Raw genomic sequence first — 17203 nt, forward strand, 5'->3', positions numbered from 1 at the left:
ATATTTGGAATTTATATACTCTAAAATGAGATTTACTGCTTTAGGTTTTTTTCTTGTTATCATGTTCTTTTCAGGCCTAAGTTCTGGAGCTCAGAATTCTACTAAAGGAACCCCACCTTTTCTGAAATACACCAACAGCAAATGGGTAGACTCCGTGATGACCAGCCTGTCACCAGATGAACGAATTGCTCAGCTTATTATGGTAGCGGCATATTCCAATCGCGGCGAAGACCATAAGCAGGAAATTCTCAAGCTGATCAATGAACAGAAAGTTGGAGGACTCATCTTTTTCCAGGGAGATCCCGAGACTCAGGTGAAGCTGATGAACGAATACCAGGAAGCCTCAAAAGTGCCACTTTTGGGGGCTATTGATGGAGAATGGGGCCTCGGCATGCGCCTGGATAGTACTATTAGTTACCCCTTTCAAATGGCTTTGGGTGCAATACAAAACGAAGATTTGATTTATGAGCTGGGTACCGAAGTGGGCAGGCAAATTAAAAGATCTGGGCTGCACCTCAATTTTGCACCTGTAGTAGATGTCAACAACAACCCTAACAACCCTGTAATCAATTACAGGTCTTTTGGGGAAGACAAATACAATGTGGCGCGAAAGGCTACTGCCTATATGCAGGGAATGCAGGATGCAAAACTGCTGCCCACAGCCAAGCATTTTCCGGGGCATGGAGATACCGATACCGATTCGCATTATTCGCTTCCGCAAATTAACCATCCGGTGGTAAGGCTTGATTCTTTAGAGCTGTATCCGTTTAAAGAAGTTATAAAAGCAGGGATAGGCGGGGTAATGGTAGCGCACTTAAACATCCCGGCCCTCGATTCTACAGGGGTGCCTTCTACTTTATCAAAACCAATTACTACAGGTCTTTTAAAAGAAAAGCTGGGCTTTGAAGGCCTTATTGTTACCGATGCGATGAACATGAAAGGGGTTACCGAAGGCAACGAACCGGGAATAGTAGATAAAGATGCCATCCTTGCAGGTAATGACCTGCTGGAGTTTACGGTTGAAGTTTCTAAAGCTATTTCAGAAATTCGAAAAGCCGTTGACCGGGGGCTTATTTCTCAAAAGGAAATCGATTCCCGTGTTAGGAAGATCCTGGCAGTGAAACAGTGGGTGGGGCTAAGCAGCTATGAGCCTGTAGAAGTAAAAAATATCCTAGAAGAGATCAACACGCCAAAGGCCGTTTACCTTAAGCGCCAGCTGGTAGAGGCTTCGTTAACAGTGCTTAAAAATAACAGCAATGTACTTCCGGTGCAGGAGCTGGAATCATTGAAAATAGCTTCTGTTTCTTTTGGTTCTGCCGAAAAAACAAAATTTCAGGAAACCCTCGACCTTTATACAGGGATCACACATTTTTTCCTTCCGGCAGATGCTTCAGAAATGATGGTAGGAACCCTGAAAGACCAGCTAGAGAACTATGATCTGGTGATCTCCGGAATCCATGACTTCAGCAAATTCCCAAGGAATATCCTGAGACTTAATGAAGATGTGTTGCAGCTCGTAAAAGAACTGGCTTCTAAAGACAACTCGATTTTTGCCTTTTTTAAGAACCCATACGTACTCAATAAAATTGACGGAATTGAAAATGCTGCAGGGCTGGTGGTTGCTTATCAGGATAGCGAAGAGACCCAGGAGGTGGCGGCACAGCTTATCTTTGGCGGAATTGGAGCTAACGGAAAGCTGCCGGTGAGTGTGGGAGAGAAATTTAAAGCCGGAGACGGCCTGGAGGTGGAAGGAGGTATCAGGTTTAGTTATACTCTTCCCGAAGCCGCAGGAATGGATTCAGAAATCTTACACACCAGAATTGATTCGCTTATGAACCTGGCCATAAAGATGAAAGCAACTCCCGGAGCGCAGATTCTGGTAGCAAAAGATCAAAAAGTGGTGTTTCATAAAGCTTACGGGGCACATTCTTATTTTGACACGATTACTGTGAAAAAAGATGATGTGTACGATCTCGCTTCAGTGACAAAAATTTCAACTTCAATGGCTGCGCTCATGAAATTATATGAGCAGGGAAAATTCCAGTTGGACGGGACTCTGGCCGATCACCTCCCTTCCTTCCGAAGATCTAATAAAGCAGATATTCAGTTTTATGATATTTTGACCCACCAGGCTCGTTTTCAACCCTGGATCCCTTTCTGGAAAGATACTTTTAGAAAGAACGGCAGTTACAAGAGAAATACCTTTAAAAAAACACCTTCTGAAAAATACCCTATAAAAATAAAGGAGGGGATGTACCTGCATAAAGACTATCCTGATAAGATCGCAAAAGCAATTCGCAAATCTCCTTTACGGGATAAAAAGGAATACGTGTATTCAGATTTCTTTTTCATTCTTGCGCCACGAGTGGTAGAAAGCCGAACCGAGTTGTCTTTTACCGATTTTCTTCAGCAGAACTTTTACAATCCTTTAGGTGCCACTACGGTAGGTTTTAATCCGCAGCTACCACTTTACAAAGTTGTGCCAACAGAATATGACTTTTCATTCAGGCAACAACCAATTCATGGTACGGTTCACGATGAGGGTGCCATCATGCTGGGCGGGGTTTCTGGCCATGCAGGCTTGTTTGCCAATTCCAACGATTTGGCGAAGCTGTTGCAGATGTACCTCAACGGCGGAAATTATGGCGGCAAACAATACCTGGAGCCGCAAACGCTTCAAAAATTCACCGAAACTACCTTTCCAGGTTCCGATAACCACCGTGCTTTAGGATTTGACAAGCCATATTACAACGAGCAGGGCGAGAGCAGGAATACGGCACAGGATGCATCGGCATCAAGTTTTGGCCATACCGGCTTTACCGGCATTATGGTGTGGATGGATCCCGAGGCAGATCTCCTCTATATTTTCCTTTCTAACCGCGTGCACCCTACCAGGGATAACCACCGTTTGTACAGTCTTAACACCCGTACCGAGATTCATCAGGTGCTTTATGACGCAATTAAAAATTAGCATTTTTGGAACCTGAATTTTGTAAACATGTAAAAATTTGCGGCAAGTACTTAAATACCTAACCGATCTCTTCTCCTGGGTGCGTATAAAAGCCTTTTTCTTTATCCTGCTTTTTTTGCTCGCGGGAGAATTGATACGTTATCTGTTTAAATTGCCTGTTGCAGGTAATATCATTGGCATGGTATTGCTTTTTGTGGCGCTAAAGTACAAGTGGATAGCCCTGAGCACAATCAAACCGGCATCAGATAAGCTTCTGGAGTTTTTAGTGCTGTTTTTTATTCCCTATGGGGTAGGTTTGATGATCTATTTTGATCTTATAAAAGCTTACTGGCTGCCCCTCTCAATTGCCGTAATTGCCAGCACCCTGTTAACCTTGTACATAACCGCTGTAATCCTTCAAAAATCGGGAAAATGAACTTCTTTTTTCTGTGGGCTATTTTTGGCATCGGGATAACCCTTGTTTTTTATGCTTTAGCCGGAAGAATAAAGAGGTTTAAAATACCATTTCTGAATCCTGTTCTTCTTGCTATTGTGGGAATAATAATATTCCTGAAGGTTTTCGATATTCCTTTTGAGGCTTATAATAAGGGAGGGAAAATTCTCACTTATTTCTTGGGTCCGGCAGTGGTTGCTCTGGGTGCTTTTTTTTATGAGAAGTATGAAGAGCTGCGCAAAGATCTCAGGCTGCTATCCATTGCAGTGATTATTGGGGGTATTTGCGGGGTGGTAAGCATAGTTGTTTTTATGCTTCTGCTGGGCATGCCGCTGTTTTTGATACAGTCTCTGGCAGCAAAATCTGTTACCACTCCTATTGCTGTTGAGATCACCAAAAACGTGGGCGGAATTCCCGATATTACCGCAGGCATAGTAATAGCTGTAGGGGTTTTTGGAAATGTTTTCGGGCTTTACTTCCTCAATAAAATGGGGATTACCAGTCAAAGGGCGATAGGTGCGGCCCTTGGCACTGCCGCTCACGGTATAGGCACTGCCCGTGCGATCGAAGAAGGGGTGATTCCAGGCGTCTACAGTGGTATTGCGATGTGCCTAAATGGAATAGTAACAGCTGTAAGCACACCTGTGATTCTGCACCTTATCCTCTAATTGAAAGTGAATGTTCTTGGGCTTTGATAAAAGAAGCCGACTCCTGTGCAGCCTTAGAACTCTTGCAGAAAAAGATTTTTTCTGGCAACAGCAACAGCGGCAGCAAAAATCTTTTGTGCTTAGCGCATAAATGCTATATTTGTTTGATCTTGTTAACTTTATCAAGTACTAACCACCATACTGCATGACCAAATTATACAGCCTCCCACTGTGCCTGTTCTTAATATTTTGTTCTTTTTCGGGTTTTAGCCAGCATACTATCGAGGGCCGCGTTCTGGATGTTTCGGGGGAGCCCGTGGCATTTGCCAATGTAATCCTGCTCAATGCGCAAGATTCTACCAGTGTTTACAAGGGAGCCGTATCTGCAGAAGATGGCTTCTTTACTCTTAAATCTATTGAAGCCGATAATTACCTGTTAAAAATAAGCTTCGTAGGCTTTGAGAACCTGTTGCAGCGCATCGAAGTTACCGGGAATAAGGATTTGGGAGACATTGTTCTTAACGAAGACACCGCTACTCTTAGCGAAGTTTCCATAAATTATAAAAACCCTTCAGTAAAAAGGGAGGTTGACCGCCTGGTTTTTAGCGTGGAGAATACCACCCTTTCCACCGGGACTTCATGGGATATCCTGAAAAGGACTCCGGGGGTGATCCTGTCAGGCAATTCCCTTATGGTGAGAAATCAGGGGGTGCAGGTTTATATTAATGACCGCAAGGTGCAACTTACCGCTGCCGAGCTGCAGACGCTGCTGGAAAATTACTCAGCTGAAAATATTAAATCTGTTGAGGTGATCACCACCCCGCCGGCCCGCTATGATGCCGAAGGAGGGGCAATCCTCAATATTGTCACCACCAAAAGTATTGCCCCCGGCTATAAAGGGAACATAAACGGCGCCTGGACGCAGGCGGTTTACCCAAAATTTCAGGCCGGGACCAGCCATTATTACAAGACCGATAAACTCAACCTCTTCGGAAATTACACCTATTCTGCCCGTAAGGAATATAAGGAAGACGACAGCTACATCAACTTTAGAAACAGTTCCGAAGAAATATTTACCCGATGGGAAACAGATTTTGAGCGCACCACCCGCTCAAATGCGCATACTGCCAACATCCTGCTCGATTACAATTTTGATGAAAAGAATATCCTGAATTTTTCTTCGAGCCTTAGCTATTCACCCAATGAGACATTTGATAATAATGTGTCCACATCAGTTTTTGAAGCTAATGAGGAAGTTGAAAACCTCATTACCCATAGTGAGCTTGAAGAGGATATCTCAAATGCGGCCTTCGATCTTGAATTTAGGCATTTGCTCGACAAGCCGGGGGCTCAAATCTCTGCAAAAACCCATTATACCCGCTATGACCAGAACAGGGACCAGGGAATAAACACTAGGATTGTAGAGCTTGGTGCTGGTGCCACCGATTATGCTTTTAACACCAAAGCCCAACAGGAAATTGACATTTTTACCGCTCAGCTCGACTATGCTACCCCAATTGGGAGCACCAGTTTTGAAAGCGGGATTAAAGCTTCGGTAATTTCTTCTGAAAGCGGGATAGATTATTTCCGCATGGCTCCCGATACCAGCACTTATATATTTGATGAAGACCAGTCAGATAACTTTCTTTATGATGAGCATATCTATGCAGCCTATTTCTCTCTTGCCAGAGATTGGGAGAAATGGAGCGTCAAAGGCGGACTTAGAGGTGAATTTACCGATCGTACCGGGGACTCCAGATCTATGGAACAAATTGATACCCGCGAATATTTTGAGTTGTTCCCCACGTTCTATCTGCAGCACAGCTTTAACAACAACCACAGCCTCAGCTTTGATTACAGCCGAAGAATTCAGCGGCCGCGCTATGAAAGCCTTAACCCGTTTAGGTATTACCTCACTGAATTTGATTACAACTCCGGGAATCCGAACCTGAAGGCTTCCGTAAGCAACAACTTTACTCTTGGCTACGCCCTCAAAAATGAGTATTTCTTTGACCTTTATTATCGCGATAGCGGCGAGACCCCTCAAACGCTCAGTTTCCAGGATAACGATCAAATGCTTGTGCGCAGGGTGAGTATGAACCTGCTTGAGAGTAAATCGTACGGTCTCGATATTACCCACGGCCGTTCTGTGGCCAACTGGTGGTACGCATACGCCTATGTTTCACTTTTTAATGAGGAGCGTACATTTGTGGCAATTGAAAGTGGCGATGTGCCGGTGACCCTTGAAATAGATGGTTTCTACGGAAGCCTCTACAATAATGTGATCATTTCCAAAGACGGGACACTTACAGGAGAATTGACCCTCACTTATGTGTCCGACTGGCTTAGTGGTTCCTACAAAATGGATCCCATGACCACACTTTCCCTTGGCCTTAGAAAAACTTTCTGGAACAATCGTGCAGAGCTTAGCGTGAATGTGGAAGACCTGCTTGATGAGACCAACACCTGGCTAAGGTCTCGCTACCTCAACCAGGACAACGGCTACTACCCAAGACCCGAAACCCGTTATGTTCGTCTTGGTTTCAAATATAACTTCGGAAACTTCAGGCTTAGCGACAACCAGAGAGCTATTGAGGCGGCAGAGAGAGACAGGATCTAAACAATGTATATTGTATAAGGTATATTGTATAATGTGCTGGTGACCCGGATGAATTTAATAGCCGTTCTCAGGAAAGTTTTTTTCTGCGGAAATCTGTGAATTCAGCGGGAAACAAGTTGATGAAATACGATTTGAGAAGGACGAAGTGAGAAGTGGTTTGAAAAAGATAAATCCAGGCACCTTGATCAGATTTATATTCAAAAGAAAAAGGACAAATGGTTGAATTTCTGCCTGGCCCTTTTCATAGGTTTAATCATTTTTTTAAAATTGGCCTTCTACCGACTATCGACTACCGTCTATCGACTAAAGACTAACGTCTAAATAAATTTCCTTATTTTTGCCGCCTGAAAAACAGTTGTTTTGGCGAAAATAGGAAACATAGATGTAGGAGAATTTCCGTTGTTGTTAGCACCAATGGAAGATGTGAGCGATCCGCCGTTTCGTGCGTTGTGCAAGGAACAGGGCGCCGATGTGGTGTATACCGAATTTATTTCTTCGGAAGGGCTTATTCGCGACGCCGCAAAAAGCGTCATGAAACTCGATATTTACGAAAAAGAAAGGCCTGTAGGTATCCAGATCTTTGGAGCCAACCTTGAATCCATGTTGCAGTCGGTGGAGATTGTGGAAAAATCGGGTCCCGATATTATTGATATCAACTTTGGTTGCCCCGTGAAAAAAGTAGTTTCCAAAGGTGCCGGTGCAGGGATCCTTAAAGATATTCCGCTCATGGTTTCTTTGACCGAAGCCATGGTAAAGCACACCAAACTTCCTATTACAGTAAAGACCCGGCTTGGCTGGGACGCCGATTCCATTAAGATCGTTGAGGTTGCTGAGAGGCTACAGGATGTGGGCGCAAGTGCTATTTCCATTCACGGCCGCACCCGCGTACAAATGTATAAGGGAGATGCCAATTGGGCGCCTATTGCCGAGGTTAAGAACAATCCGCGGATGCATATTCCAATCTTCGGGAATGGCGACGTAGACACGCCCGAAAGAGCTGTAGAGATGCGTGATAAATACGGTTTGGACGGAGCAATGATTGGCCGTGCCAGTATTGGCTATCCCTGGTTCTTTAAAGAGATAAAGCATTTCTTTAAAACCGGTGAACACCTTGCGCCTCCCACTATGGAAGAGCGTCTTGACGCCGCCCGCCGCCACCTGCAAATGGCTATAGATTGGAAAGGGGAGAAGCTGGGCGTTTTTGAGACCAGGCGGCACTATACCAATTACTTTAAAGGGATTCCGCACTTCAAGGAATACCGTCAAAAGATGGTGACCAGCGACGATGCCGCCGATGTTTTTGCAGCCTTTGACGAGGTGGAAAAAGAATTCTCCGGCTACCAGTTCGTATAGGATCAGCTGTTGCTAAGTGGTCAAAAATGGCATTTTAAGCAGGGATTTCTTTGAAGCTGTAACACCTACATTTGATATCTTACATACTGAATTCCAGTATAATACTCCTTAAATTTATTTCTCAGGATTGACAAATATCATGTTCGGGATTTTTGAAGGGTTGTAGCTTTGCCTGTAATGCTAAACAAAGTGGGATCTATTGTTCTTATGGGTATCCTTCATTAGCAATAATCTTCCCTTTGTCTTAAACAAACAGGTCATGAAAAACTTTTTAATCTTCTCAGGGTTCCTGTTGTTGTTCTCTATTCAAATGACAGCACAGGAGAAATGGGCTGTGGAGCTTCGTCCACAGGTGAATTTCCCAACTCAGCAGCCGGATGTTATGGATCTTAAAATTGGTTATGGGTTTGAGGCAATGCTTTTATATAATTTCACGGAAAGCCTGGGAGTCTATGCCGGTTGGGGCTGGAATAATTTTGGAATAGATGAAGAAAATGAATTTGCAGATCTGGAAATTGATGAGACCGGCTATTCCTTTGGATTAAACTATGTAAGGCCAATAAGTAACAATATGTCTTACCTTATTGGGATTGGCGGGATCTATAAACATTTTGAATTCGAAGATAATTCAGGAGATATTACTGCAGATTCGGGACACGAATTGGGGTTTGAAGTTAAAGGCGGATTGGTATTTGAACTGGGGAACAATTTTGATCTAAAGCCGCAGGTTGTGTACAGGTCCCTTTCGGCAACGGCAGATTTTGGTGCTGTTGATGCCGATATGGAGCTCCAGTACATTAGTTTTGGATTGGGAATTTCGAAGAGGTTCTAAAAATGACATTTTTGGCTCTCTTTTCAGGCTCTGAATATGTATTTCCCAACCATGGATCTTCAGAATTCTTGAGTTAAAAGCTATAGATGTCTTAGGCTCCCAAAGCTTTTTTGCTTCGGCTTGCCGCAATGTAAGATGCCATGGTTCCCAGCGCAGTAATGGTGAGCATTACCACCAGTATATTCTGCCAGGTGATGGCCACAGGGTAAGGCAGGGTGGGGGTGATCATCACCAGGTCGTACTGCAGCTGCAAAAAGACCAGCGCGATAGAAAAGACAAGCCCAATACTACCTCCCAAAAGTGTCATAAATACGCCCTGGGTAAAAAAGATATTTTTAATTTGCCCGGGCGTGGCCCCAAGGCTGTGCAAGGTCTTGATATTTTCCCTTTTGTCTAAAATCACCATGATAATTGAACCCACCACGTTAAAGAGTGCAATGATCAAAACCAGGGTAAAAATAAGGTATACGGCCAGGTTTTCGGTATTCAGCATTTTGTAGAGCGCGTCGTTGAGCTGTGCCCTGTTCTTGATTTCCACCTCGTCATTAAGGGCTGCCTGTACGGCCGATTTTACAGTTTCGGGGTCTGCGTCGGGTTTTAACCTGAGTTCGAGGGCGGTGATCTCATCGGGTTTTAGCTCAAGGAGCTCTCTGGCCATGCGAATTGGGGCAAACACATATTTTCCGTCAAGCTCTTCGTTGATGCTGTAAATACCCGAAACTACGGTTCTTTCTGAATTGAAAGCACTGGTAGGATCGAGCACCTGTCCTGTTCCGGGGCGCGGCACCATGATCTCAAGCAGGCTCATATAATCAAAAGTCCCCAGGTTGAGCTCGTGGGATATGGTGTTTCCAATCACCACCTGGGCTTCTTCAGGATGAAACCAGCCTCCCAGGCCAACCGCACTGTCCAGTTGGTTCACCTTCAGGAAATTTTCATCTACGCCTTTGATATAGGCCGTTTTATTCTTCGATTTAAAATCCAGGAATACCCGTTCTTCTATTACTTCTGAAAAAGTGGAAATTCCGCTGATGTTTTTCAGCTTCTGATTTTCTTCCGCAGAAAAGCTGAATGTCTTCCCCGTTGCCGGAAGCACTTTAAGATCGGGGTCATACTGGTTTGAAAAAGATAAGCTGAAGTCTCTGAGCCCCGTAAAGCCCGAAAGTACGATAAACAGGGCAAAAGACCCCGCAAAAACCCCTACTGCCGCGATGAAGGTGATGATGTTGATGGCATTGTTGCTGCTTTTTGAGAACAAATACCTGCGGGCTATGTAAAAGGGGAATTTCAAGCCTTAAGATTTTTTGCGCTTCGAAAGCAAATCGGGCTGTGCTATAGGGTTGTTCTCCCCTTTCATAGATTTTTCGATGTTCTCAATATAATCGAGGGAATCATCAATAAAGAACTCGAGGTTGGGCATACGCCGCAGCTGGTTCTTTGTGCGCTGTGCCAGTTCGTGCTTGAGTTGTGGTTTAAGCAGGTTGAGTTCTCCCAGTATATCCTGCGCATTCTTTGCAGGGAAGATGCTCAAATAAGCCTTTGCCTGCGACAGGTCTGTAGTGACCTTAACTTTCGAAACAGAGATTAAAATTCCTGTTCTTCCCGCATCCCTCAAGTGAGACTGCAGCACATCGGCAAGATCCTGCTGTAATACGCCTCCTATTTTTTTTTGTCTGTTCGTTTCCATGGCACAAAAATAGCATATTTAGTGCTCAAATCTTAAAATATGCGTTAATAGCTTTAGCTTTTTGCCACTAAACGCTGCCGACTTTCTATATTTAAAACTCAAAACTTCCGGAGCGACTCATGTTGCTTCGGAAATTTGCATTTTAAAAACTATTGAAACTGAAAAATGAAAAAGATCGAACACATAGGAATAGCGGTAAAAGACCTGGCAGCCGCCAATGAACTTTATGCGAAACTGCTGCAGACAGAAAGCTACAAAACCGAAAAAGTGAAAAGTGAAGGCGTGGAAACCTCATTTTTCAAGACCGGGGAGAGCAAAATTGAACTGCTGGCCGCAACTACCGAAGACAGTGCCGTGGCAAAATTTATCGCCAAAAGGGGCGAAGGCATTCACCACATCGCTTTTGAGGTAGACAATATTAAAGCTGAAATGAAACGCCTCAAGGCAGAAGGTTTCGAGCTCATTTCGAAACGCCCTAAAAAAGGTGCCGACAATAAGCTGGTGGCTTTTTTACATCCAAAATCGGCTAACGGGGTGCTGGTTGAGCTCTGCGAGGAGATCAAGACCGGAGAGGAGTATATTCCCATTGGCGATGAGGTGTGGGAGGATTTATAGCCTATCAAAAAATATATTTTTAAATGCTTGTTAGGTATTGGACAAATCTTTAAATTTGCGCCCTCATAACACCAATGAGCCGGTCCTGTAGTTCTCCCGATAGTTATCGGGAGGTTAGAGCACCAAGCAAACGGTCCTATAGCTCAGCTGGTTAGAGCACCTGACTCATAATCAGGTGGTCCCTGGTTCGAGCCCAGGTGGGACCACAATCATAACCTCGCCTTTTGGCGGGGTTTTTTTATGCCTGAACCTGGGCGAGAAGCCTGTCCCGAGCGAAGTTTTTGCGGAGTCGAGGGAAGCCTTGATAGGAGTACAAAAAACACCTTAAAAGAGGAAGATTTTTCTAAGTATATATAAATAAAGAGAATTTCAATACTACAAGTACCATCCAGATAATTGAAGATAACATCTGTCTTCAACTCGTTCACTGGGCAACCACTTTGCCAGTGATACTCTTATAAGTGTACCTGCTGGGATTACAGGAATGGCAGGCTGCATTCCTTTGTAAGGAAGCCGTTTGTCTACTGCAAGAAGTCTTCTCGTGTAGCGATAATATCTTTCACCGTCCCAAAGGAGGTCCCTGTCACTACTCCAAAAGCCAACACTATTAGTTGGTAAATCACTGGGGTTGTTGATATGTCCACTTCCATTGCCTGTCCATTTCAATTTCCCAGAGAATAAAGAATTGTAATTCCCCTGCCATACAGTGCAATGTTGTAAAATAAATTCTGCAATATCATCTAATTTTCTCAAAGGTCCTTGACGTCTGTCTACTCTAACATCTTCTATATGAGGAGGCTTGCCAGGGTGATAACGATAGTTTAAATCCCAAACTTCACCAATTTGGAAAGGAGAATTTATCGGCTGATAACTTCCTATAGAAGTCATTAAACGAAGAAATCTTCCTGTGGTAATTTCCAAACCTCCTATGCAACAGCAGTCACTCCATCTTGTTTTTGATGTAATAAGAACTTCCATATTACAAATGGGTAATTTTATAATTGAATTTTCGGGATAAGTAGGAAGTAACTAATGATCTATGACAAGACTCGCTATTTTCTTCTACACAGAAAAAAACAATTTTTTCAGATCCTAATTTTTCCAAGTGGTTGAAAAATTCTTTATAATTAAATTGTTCCAAGATATCCTTGTTGTACTTAGAAATAAAGAGTTCTCCTAACCCCCTCCGGTTTCTTTTTAATAGTCCAGATTTAAGATCATTTTTTTTTTGAAGTTCTCGAATTTCTTTTGTTGGAGCGAGGGATAATTGATGAATATATTTGACTCCTATATCTCGCAGTTTGTTCTGAAGTTTGGTGCTATTGACGAAAGAATATTTGGCTCCTCGCACTCCTCTTCTTTGACGTATATCGCAAAAAGTATCAATTCCATTTGACTTTATTTTTTGAAAAAAAGCTCTTTCTTCTGAATTGTAAACTCCAATAGTATAAAATTCCATTACAGATATTCTTTTCTAGAAGTAAAATCGTTTACACCAAATAAATCTTTTAGTCCTTGTCCATTGGTCAATTCAGATATAATTTTTTCTTGCTTTTTTAAACCCTCTGGTGTAATATGATTTATTGATATATCATTATAAAGCAGTTCTTGTCCAATTAGTTTACTTCGATGGCATTCTTCGGGTTTCCGTTCACTACACATCAAAGCTATTTTTAAATCTGCTTCATGAGCTTCTATTAATAACCTTATACCTTCCTTAAAAAAATCCTTGTCTCTTACTTTTTTATAATCTACTCTTCCATTTGTAAAACAACTTTTGTCTTTTGGCAACCCTCCTAAATAGTCACCTAAAAAAACATATGTAATTCCTTTTTTTGCCAATTCATATTCAAGTACAGGTCTATTGAAATGTGGACAAAAATTAGAAACTGGCCTAGACCTTACATCAAAGACATATTCAATAAAGAAATTTTCTAATTCTTGAATAAAATCTTTAAGATCTTTATTTCCATGACCAATTGTATACAAGGACGTCTTCTCCATATACCAAATATAAAGTTTTTATTTCAAGTGTAGATTCTTTGGGAAGATCTTCACATCACATTTATAGTTTAAAAAGTACGCCTAAAACAATTCCAAACCTCACATTTAAAGAAAAAATCCCCCGCAGGCTCTACAAGGGATTTTTAGCAATAAGTAATAAAACCGGTTTTTAACCTCTATTTAAATGGGTTCTGTTTTGCCTCGGGGCGAACGTCGGCAGAAAGGCTTTTCAGGAAGGCTACTATATCTTCAATCTCAGTTTCAGAAAGTTCTTTGGCGGTTTGCAGTGCTACCATAATCTCAACTGCTTTATTAAGATCTTCTACAGAGCCGTCGTGGAAGTATGGCGAGGTATGTTCAATATTGCGCAGGCCGGGAACTTTAAAGAAATATTTGTCCATTTCATCCTGGCTTATCTCATACAGCCCCAAATCTATGGTTTCAGATTCGGTGTATTTCCAGTAGTCTTCGTACAAACCAAATTTCTGGAACATTTGCCCGCCCATGGCAACGCCGCTGTGGCAGGTGATGCACCCCGCATTGATAAAGCTTTTAAGTCCGGCTTTCTCCCTTTCGTTAAGTGCGGCATGATCTCCTTCAAGGTAGCTGTCAAACCGGCTTTTTGGCATGAGGGTGCGTTCAAAAGCCCCAATGGCTTTGAGCACGTTTTCAAAAGTAATAGCCTCCTCGCCATAAGCCCGGGCAAACAAATCCTGGTACAGTTCCACTTCTTTCAGGCGGTTCACCAGTTGTTCTTCCTGTTTAATATTGTGTTCTACAGGGTTCAAAATAGGGCCTGCAGCCTGTTCTTCCACGGTTTGGGCACGGCCATCCCAAAACTGCATTTTGTGCAGGGCTGCGTATAGCACGGTGGGGGAATTCCGGTTTCCGAAGCTTCCTTCAACATCCCCGGGAGAGAACTGCCGGTTGTCTACCCCATACGTGTTCAGGTTGTGGCAGGAATTACAACTGATATTCCCTTCTCCCGACAAACGGGTGTCGTAAAATAAATGCTTGCCCAGTTTTACTGCATTTGAATCGGGTTCCTCCATTTCTACCGAAGACAAAGGCTGAAAATAGACACTTGCATCGGTGAGCAGCTCATAACCTTCATCGGTTAAGTCTTTTTGGGTATCCTCATTTTTGTTTTTGCAGGAAATGATCGCAAGAAGCGATACCAGGAGTAAAATGCGTTTCATATTTAGAGAATTAGCGGTCAGGAACTAAAAATAGGAAAGCATGAGGGTAGAAAACAATGACAAAAGTCAGGTGTTGAAGCTGGCATGCAGATTTTTTCTGAAAAAAGGGAACATTTTCCTGAAAACCCCATGTAAATCGGGTGCCTTTCGCAAAAAAACCAGAATCGGGAGGCTTTGATTTCAAGGCCTTCAAAAATGCCATTTTTGGAAAGCCTTTCCGAAGAAAATAGCTTCAAAAATGACATTTTTGGAACCTGATCATGAGGAGGTAAAGATAAGGCCCGGGCTAATTATTTTTCCTTCAGGAGTTCATCTGTTGCGTTCACCAGAAAGATATAACTGGCTCCAATATCAACAATGTATTCGTTCTCGCCCCAGAAAAATGGCCAGTTTTCTTTGTTTTCAGGGTAATCGGGGCTCATTAACAGGATGCCGGGCACCACGCCGCCGGCAATAAAACTAAAGTCGGCGCGGTTGCTTCCGTAAGCCACCTTTTTGCTCCTGGTGCCTACGCCCGAGACAAATGAAAGGTTGGAATGCGGATGCCTTCCGAAGATATAGTGTAAGCCTTTAAATACATGCTCTTTATCTATGAGCTCCGGAAATACCTTATGTGCCCTGTAGTTGGCGATGGCAAAATCTATGATCCCGTGGTTACCACCCCATCCCGGCCTGCGGAACATGGGCACTCCATAGGGGTTGTCTTTTTCAAGCTGCTCAATTTCTGAAGCATATTTTTGAACATAGGCTTTTAATTTTTTTCTGAATGCTGCATCCATATGGGGCGCGGCGTGCAGGGCGATATCAATGGTCCGGTCAAGATTTTCGTCCATCGCGCTCCAGATCTTTGATTCAAAGGCTTCAGCATATTTAGCTTCTTTAGTGGTGACGTAGAGCTGCATGGCAGCATTCATTTCACTGAGCTTGAGAAAACGGGCAAAGTAGCCGGAAGAGGAATCGGGCGCAGGCATATTTTTATTCTCCCGCCAGAGTTTTTTTGCCAGTTCAAGACATTCGGCAGCCAGAGACGGGTTGTAATCCTTTAAAGCCCGGCTTGCGGCAGCCAGTGCCCCTGCGGTGCTGTAGTCCAGGTAAGGGGAGCGTTCAGAAAACACCCATCTGTCATCCATATTTCCGCTGGACACTCCGTCGCTTTCGAATGGCTTCAAATTGGGATTGTAGGGCAGGTTGTCAGTCTCTGTTGAGGCGTCTCCCAGATGATGGTACTGGTGAAGGTTAGGAACTATGATGCCCCTAACCGGGTGCCCTATATTATTGATCTGCGCTACCAGGTTTAAGGTACCATGTTCTATTTGCTGCAGGATATCTATTTGCCCATCGGGCCTGTGGATATCCACGTAACGATTTTCCTGGTTGATATGGGTTTGATCGCGGTCCAGCCCAAACTCTTCCCAGGAAGCAACCAGATCGGTAATGGTTAGGCAATGCGTACCTGTTTGAATGTCATAATCTCCGGCGTCAAACCATCCGCCAACATCAAGGCCGGGGATGTGTTCGTAGGGTTGAAACCTGGTATCTGTAGATGATCCCATGCTATAACCGTCAAAATGTTCCTGCTCCAGCGGTGCCTGCAAGGCGTCATCCATAAATGGTCTCCCGTGCCAGGTTTTGTAGGCTTCATTTACCTTCATGTGATCCATTTGTACGGGGAAGAAAACATCCAGGGTAGGGTGCCAGGCGGTTTCGTACACCTGCTCACTTATGGGAAAAGTATTTGTGGTTTGATCCCCGTATTTTATAAAATAGACCCCCGTTTCGGTTATTTCCGAAAAATCAAACTCTACATAATTGTACCTGAAATGATTACCCCATTCGCTAACCTGGCCGGTCAATTCTTCCACCGTTTTTCCCTGCGGGGTTACCTGATACAAAGTGGCAGGTTGCAACCTGTCGTCGTTTTTATCCAGTTCTATGATGGCAAGTTTTTTTTGTTCAGGATGATAGCCAATCTGGGAAAAACCAATATTAGGCTCCCGGATCCAGTCAGTAACGGTGTTGGCTTCCAGATGCCACTCCAATACTTTTCCCGTTTTATTCGCCGGCAGGATACTGCGGGTAACAAACCAGCCATTTTGGGCAAGGCTTCTCCCGTCAAATAAAGAGATCTCGGTTTCTGAAGAAATTTTTACGTGGTGATAAGGATCCTCAGGTGCCAGGATAATGGTTTTCCCGGCAGCCAGGGGCTGGGGTTCAATGAATTCTTCTTCCCCGCGGGTGTCTAAGGTGGAATGCCCGGCAAACTGCGGAACTTTTTCATTTATGGGTTTAATCCTGGTATTCCCCGATGGATAAAGGGGGAAGATACCCGGTTTCCCATTGACCAGGTAAGACTTTTCAAAATAAGCAGCAGGCAAAAATTCCAGGTTAAACCCGGCTTTTCCTTCCAGGTTTTCAGGCAGGGGTTTATCGAGATGCACAGAAATATTCACTCCCTTTCCTTCGGCCCTGACGATGATCCTGGAGGTGAAATCCAACTGGTTATAACGGGTGGTCACCTCTATGGTATTGGAAGCAGGGTCTACCTTTCGTTCTACAAGGGAAGGTACAAGGTCCCATTGTTCGGGCGTGTTCTGCAACCTTACAGCCCCTCCGGTACTACTTCTCATCCCGTGGTGAATGAGCTCGATTCCGGCGTTTTTTTCGTCAAAAAAGAAGCCGTTGTACTCATTGCTAAAGACAAGAACATTGAGCCCGTGGGTTTCAAAATATTCTTTTTCGTTAATGCTGAGTTGTGCGAATAGCGGTTTGGCATTGAAGATACAAATAACAAGAAGTGCCCAATTTCTGAGTGCTGATCTTTTACCCATAAGGAATCATTTTT

15 protein-coding genes and 1 tRNA gene are annotated in these 17203 nt (G+C 43.6%); 8 read left to right on the plus strand and 8 right to left on the minus strand.

Annotated features, from left to right (window positions below):
* Positions 1–25: 25 nt before the first annotated feature.
* The 6 genes from JRG66_RS07655 to JRG66_RS07680 all read left to right on the plus strand — a co-directional run bounded on the left by JRG66_RS07655 (position 26) and on the right by JRG66_RS07680 (position 8856).
* The gene (locus tag JRG66_RS07655; RefSeq protein ID WP_265165354.1) at positions 26–2971 is read left to right on the plus strand and encodes a serine hydrolase domain-containing protein; all 2946 of its coding nucleotides are present in this window, start codon (positions 26–28) and stop codon (positions 2969–2971) included.
* 37 nt (positions 2972–3008) lie between these two features.
* Positions 3009–3386 carry a CidA/LrgA family protein gene (locus JRG66_RS07660; protein ID WP_265165356.1) on the plus strand — a complete coding sequence of 126 codons (378 nt, stop codon included), beginning with the start codon at positions 3009–3011 and terminating at the stop codon, positions 3384–3386.
* Complete coding sequence (locus JRG66_RS07665; protein ID WP_265165358.1) at positions 3383–4072, plus strand: LrgB family protein; 690 nt, start codon at positions 3383–3385, stop codon at positions 4070–4072. The genes JRG66_RS07660 and JRG66_RS07665 overlap by 4 nt, the downstream gene beginning before the upstream one ends.
* A gap of 184 nt (positions 4073–4256) precedes the next feature.
* A complete protein-coding gene (locus JRG66_RS07670; protein ID WP_265165360.1) occupies positions 4257–6671 on the plus strand; it encodes an outer membrane beta-barrel family protein in 2415 nt (804 codons plus the stop codon).
* A 360-nt stretch (positions 6672–7031) separates the two neighbouring features.
* Positions 7032–8024 (plus strand): tRNA dihydrouridine synthase DusB, encoded by a 993-nt coding sequence (gene dusB / locus JRG66_RS07675; protein ID WP_265165361.1) that lies wholly within the window; start codon positions 7032–7034, stop codon positions 8022–8024.
* A 259-nt stretch (positions 8025–8283) separates the two neighbouring features.
* On the plus strand, positions 8284–8856 hold the full coding sequence (locus tag JRG66_RS07680) for an outer membrane beta-barrel protein (protein ID WP_265165363.1): 573 nt from the start codon (positions 8284–8286) through the stop codon (positions 8854–8856).
* Positions 8857–8947: 91 nt separating this feature from the next.
* On the opposite strand, the gene JRG66_RS07685 is transcribed toward JRG66_RS07680, so the two are convergent.
* Together JRG66_RS07685 and rbfA are read right to left on the minus strand one after the other, a co-directional pair.
* On the minus strand, positions 8948–10147 hold the full coding sequence (locus JRG66_RS07685) for an ABC transporter permease (protein WP_265165364.1): 1200 nt from the start codon (positions 10145–10147) through the stop codon (positions 8948–8950).
* A gap of 3 nt (positions 10148–10150) precedes the next feature.
* Positions 10151–10543, minus strand: coding sequence for a 30S ribosome-binding factor RbfA (rbfA, locus tag JRG66_RS07690; protein WP_265165365.1), 393 nt, complete (start codon positions 10541–10543; stop codon positions 10151–10153).
* A gap of 165 nt (positions 10544–10708) precedes the next feature.
* On the opposite strand from rbfA, the gene mce reads away from it, so the two are divergent.
* On the plus strand, positions 10709–11158 hold the full coding sequence (gene mce, locus JRG66_RS07695; RefSeq protein WP_265165367.1) for a methylmalonyl-CoA epimerase: 450 nt from the start codon (positions 10709–10711) through the stop codon (positions 11156–11158).
* A 132-nt stretch (positions 11159–11290) separates the two neighbouring features.
* Positions 11291–11364: transfer RNA gene (locus tag JRG66_RS07700), tRNA-Ile, on the plus strand.
* Positions 11365–11533: 169 nt separating this feature from the next.
* Here the strand turns inward: JRG66_RS07700 and JRG66_RS07705 are convergent.
* The 6 genes from JRG66_RS07705 to JRG66_RS07730 all read right to left on the minus strand — a co-directional run bounded on the left by JRG66_RS07705 (position 11534) and on the right by JRG66_RS07730 (position 17189).
* Positions 11534–12136, minus strand: coding sequence for a dual OB domain-containing protein (locus JRG66_RS07705; protein ID WP_265165369.1), 603 nt, complete (start codon positions 12134–12136; stop codon positions 11534–11536).
* Position 12137: 1 nt separating this feature from the next.
* On the minus strand, positions 12138–12617 hold the full coding sequence (locus JRG66_RS07710) for a DUF488 domain-containing protein (protein WP_265165371.1): 480 nt from the start codon (positions 12615–12617) through the stop codon (positions 12138–12140).
* A complete protein-coding gene (locus tag JRG66_RS07715) occupies positions 12617–13162 on the minus strand; it encodes a DUF488 domain-containing protein (protein WP_265165372.1) in 546 nt (181 codons plus the stop codon). Before JRG66_RS07715 ends, JRG66_RS07710 begins: the two co-directional genes overlap by 1 nt.
* A gap of 176 nt (positions 13163–13338) precedes the next feature.
* Complete coding sequence (locus JRG66_RS07720) at positions 13339–14361, minus strand: cytochrome-c peroxidase (protein WP_265165373.1); 1023 nt, start codon at positions 14359–14361, stop codon at positions 13339–13341.
* Between the two features lie 10 nt (positions 14362–14371).
* Positions 14372–14563 (minus strand): hypothetical protein, encoded by a 192-nt coding sequence (locus JRG66_RS07725; RefSeq protein ID WP_265165375.1) that lies wholly within the window; start codon positions 14561–14563, stop codon positions 14372–14374.
* Positions 14564–14651: 88 nt separating this feature from the next.
* Complete coding sequence (locus JRG66_RS07730; RefSeq protein WP_265165376.1) at positions 14652–17189, minus strand: glycoside hydrolase family 9 protein; 2538 nt, start codon at positions 17187–17189, stop codon at positions 14652–14654.
* Positions 17190–17203: the final 14 nt, after the last annotated feature.

It is taken from the genome of Salinimicrobium tongyeongense (assembly GCF_026109735.1).
Lineage (GTDB): Bacteria > Bacteroidota > Bacteroidia > Flavobacteriales > Flavobacteriaceae > Salinimicrobium > Salinimicrobium tongyeongense.

What these genes read in the sequence shown, in the direction of transcription:
- JRG66_RS07655 (WP_265165354.1), top strand. Translation starts at nt 26, where the DNA reads ATGAGATTTACTGCTTTAGGTTTTTTTCTTGTTATCATGTTCTTTTCA.
- JRG66_RS07665 (WP_265165358.1), top strand. Translation starts at nt 3,383, where the DNA reads ATGAACTTCTTTTTTCTGTGGGCTATTTTTGGCATCGGGATAACCCTT.
- JRG66_RS07670 (WP_265165360.1), top strand. Translation starts at nt 4,257, where the DNA reads ATGACCAAATTATACAGCCTCCCACTGTGCCTGTTCTTAATATTTTGT.
- JRG66_RS07680 (WP_265165363.1), top strand. Translation starts at nt 8,284, where the DNA reads ATGAAAAACTTTTTAATCTTCTCAGGGTTCCTGTTGTTGTTCTCTATT.
- rbfA (WP_265165365.1), bottom strand. Translation starts at nt 10,543, where the DNA reads ATGGAAACGAACAGACAAAAAAAAATAGGAGGCGTATTACAGCAGGAT.
- mce (WP_265165367.1), top strand. Translation starts at nt 10,709, where the DNA reads ATGAAAAAGATCGAACACATAGGAATAGCGGTAAAAGACCTGGCAGCC.
- JRG66_RS07705 (WP_265165369.1), bottom strand. Translation starts at nt 12,136, where the DNA reads ATGGAAGTTCTTATTACATCAAAAACAAGATGGAGTGACTGCTGTTGC.
- JRG66_RS07710 (WP_265165371.1), bottom strand. Translation starts at nt 12,617, where the DNA reads ATGGAATTTTATACTATTGGAGTTTACAATTCAGAAGAAAGAGCTTTT.
- JRG66_RS07715 (WP_265165372.1), bottom strand. Translation starts at nt 13,162, where the DNA reads ATGGAGAAGACGTCCTTGTATACAATTGGTCATGGAAATAAAGATCTT.
- JRG66_RS07720 (WP_265165373.1), bottom strand. Translation starts at nt 14,361, where the DNA reads ATGAAACGCATTTTACTCCTGGTATCGCTTCTTGCGATCATTTCCTGC.
- JRG66_RS07725 (WP_265165375.1), bottom strand. Translation starts at nt 14,563, where the DNA reads ATGGCATTTTTGAAGGCCTTGAAATCAAAGCCTCCCGATTCTGGTTTT.
- JRG66_RS07730 (WP_265165376.1), bottom strand. Translation starts at nt 17,189, where the DNA reads ATGGGTAAAAGATCAGCACTCAGAAATTGGGCACTTCTTGTTATTTGT.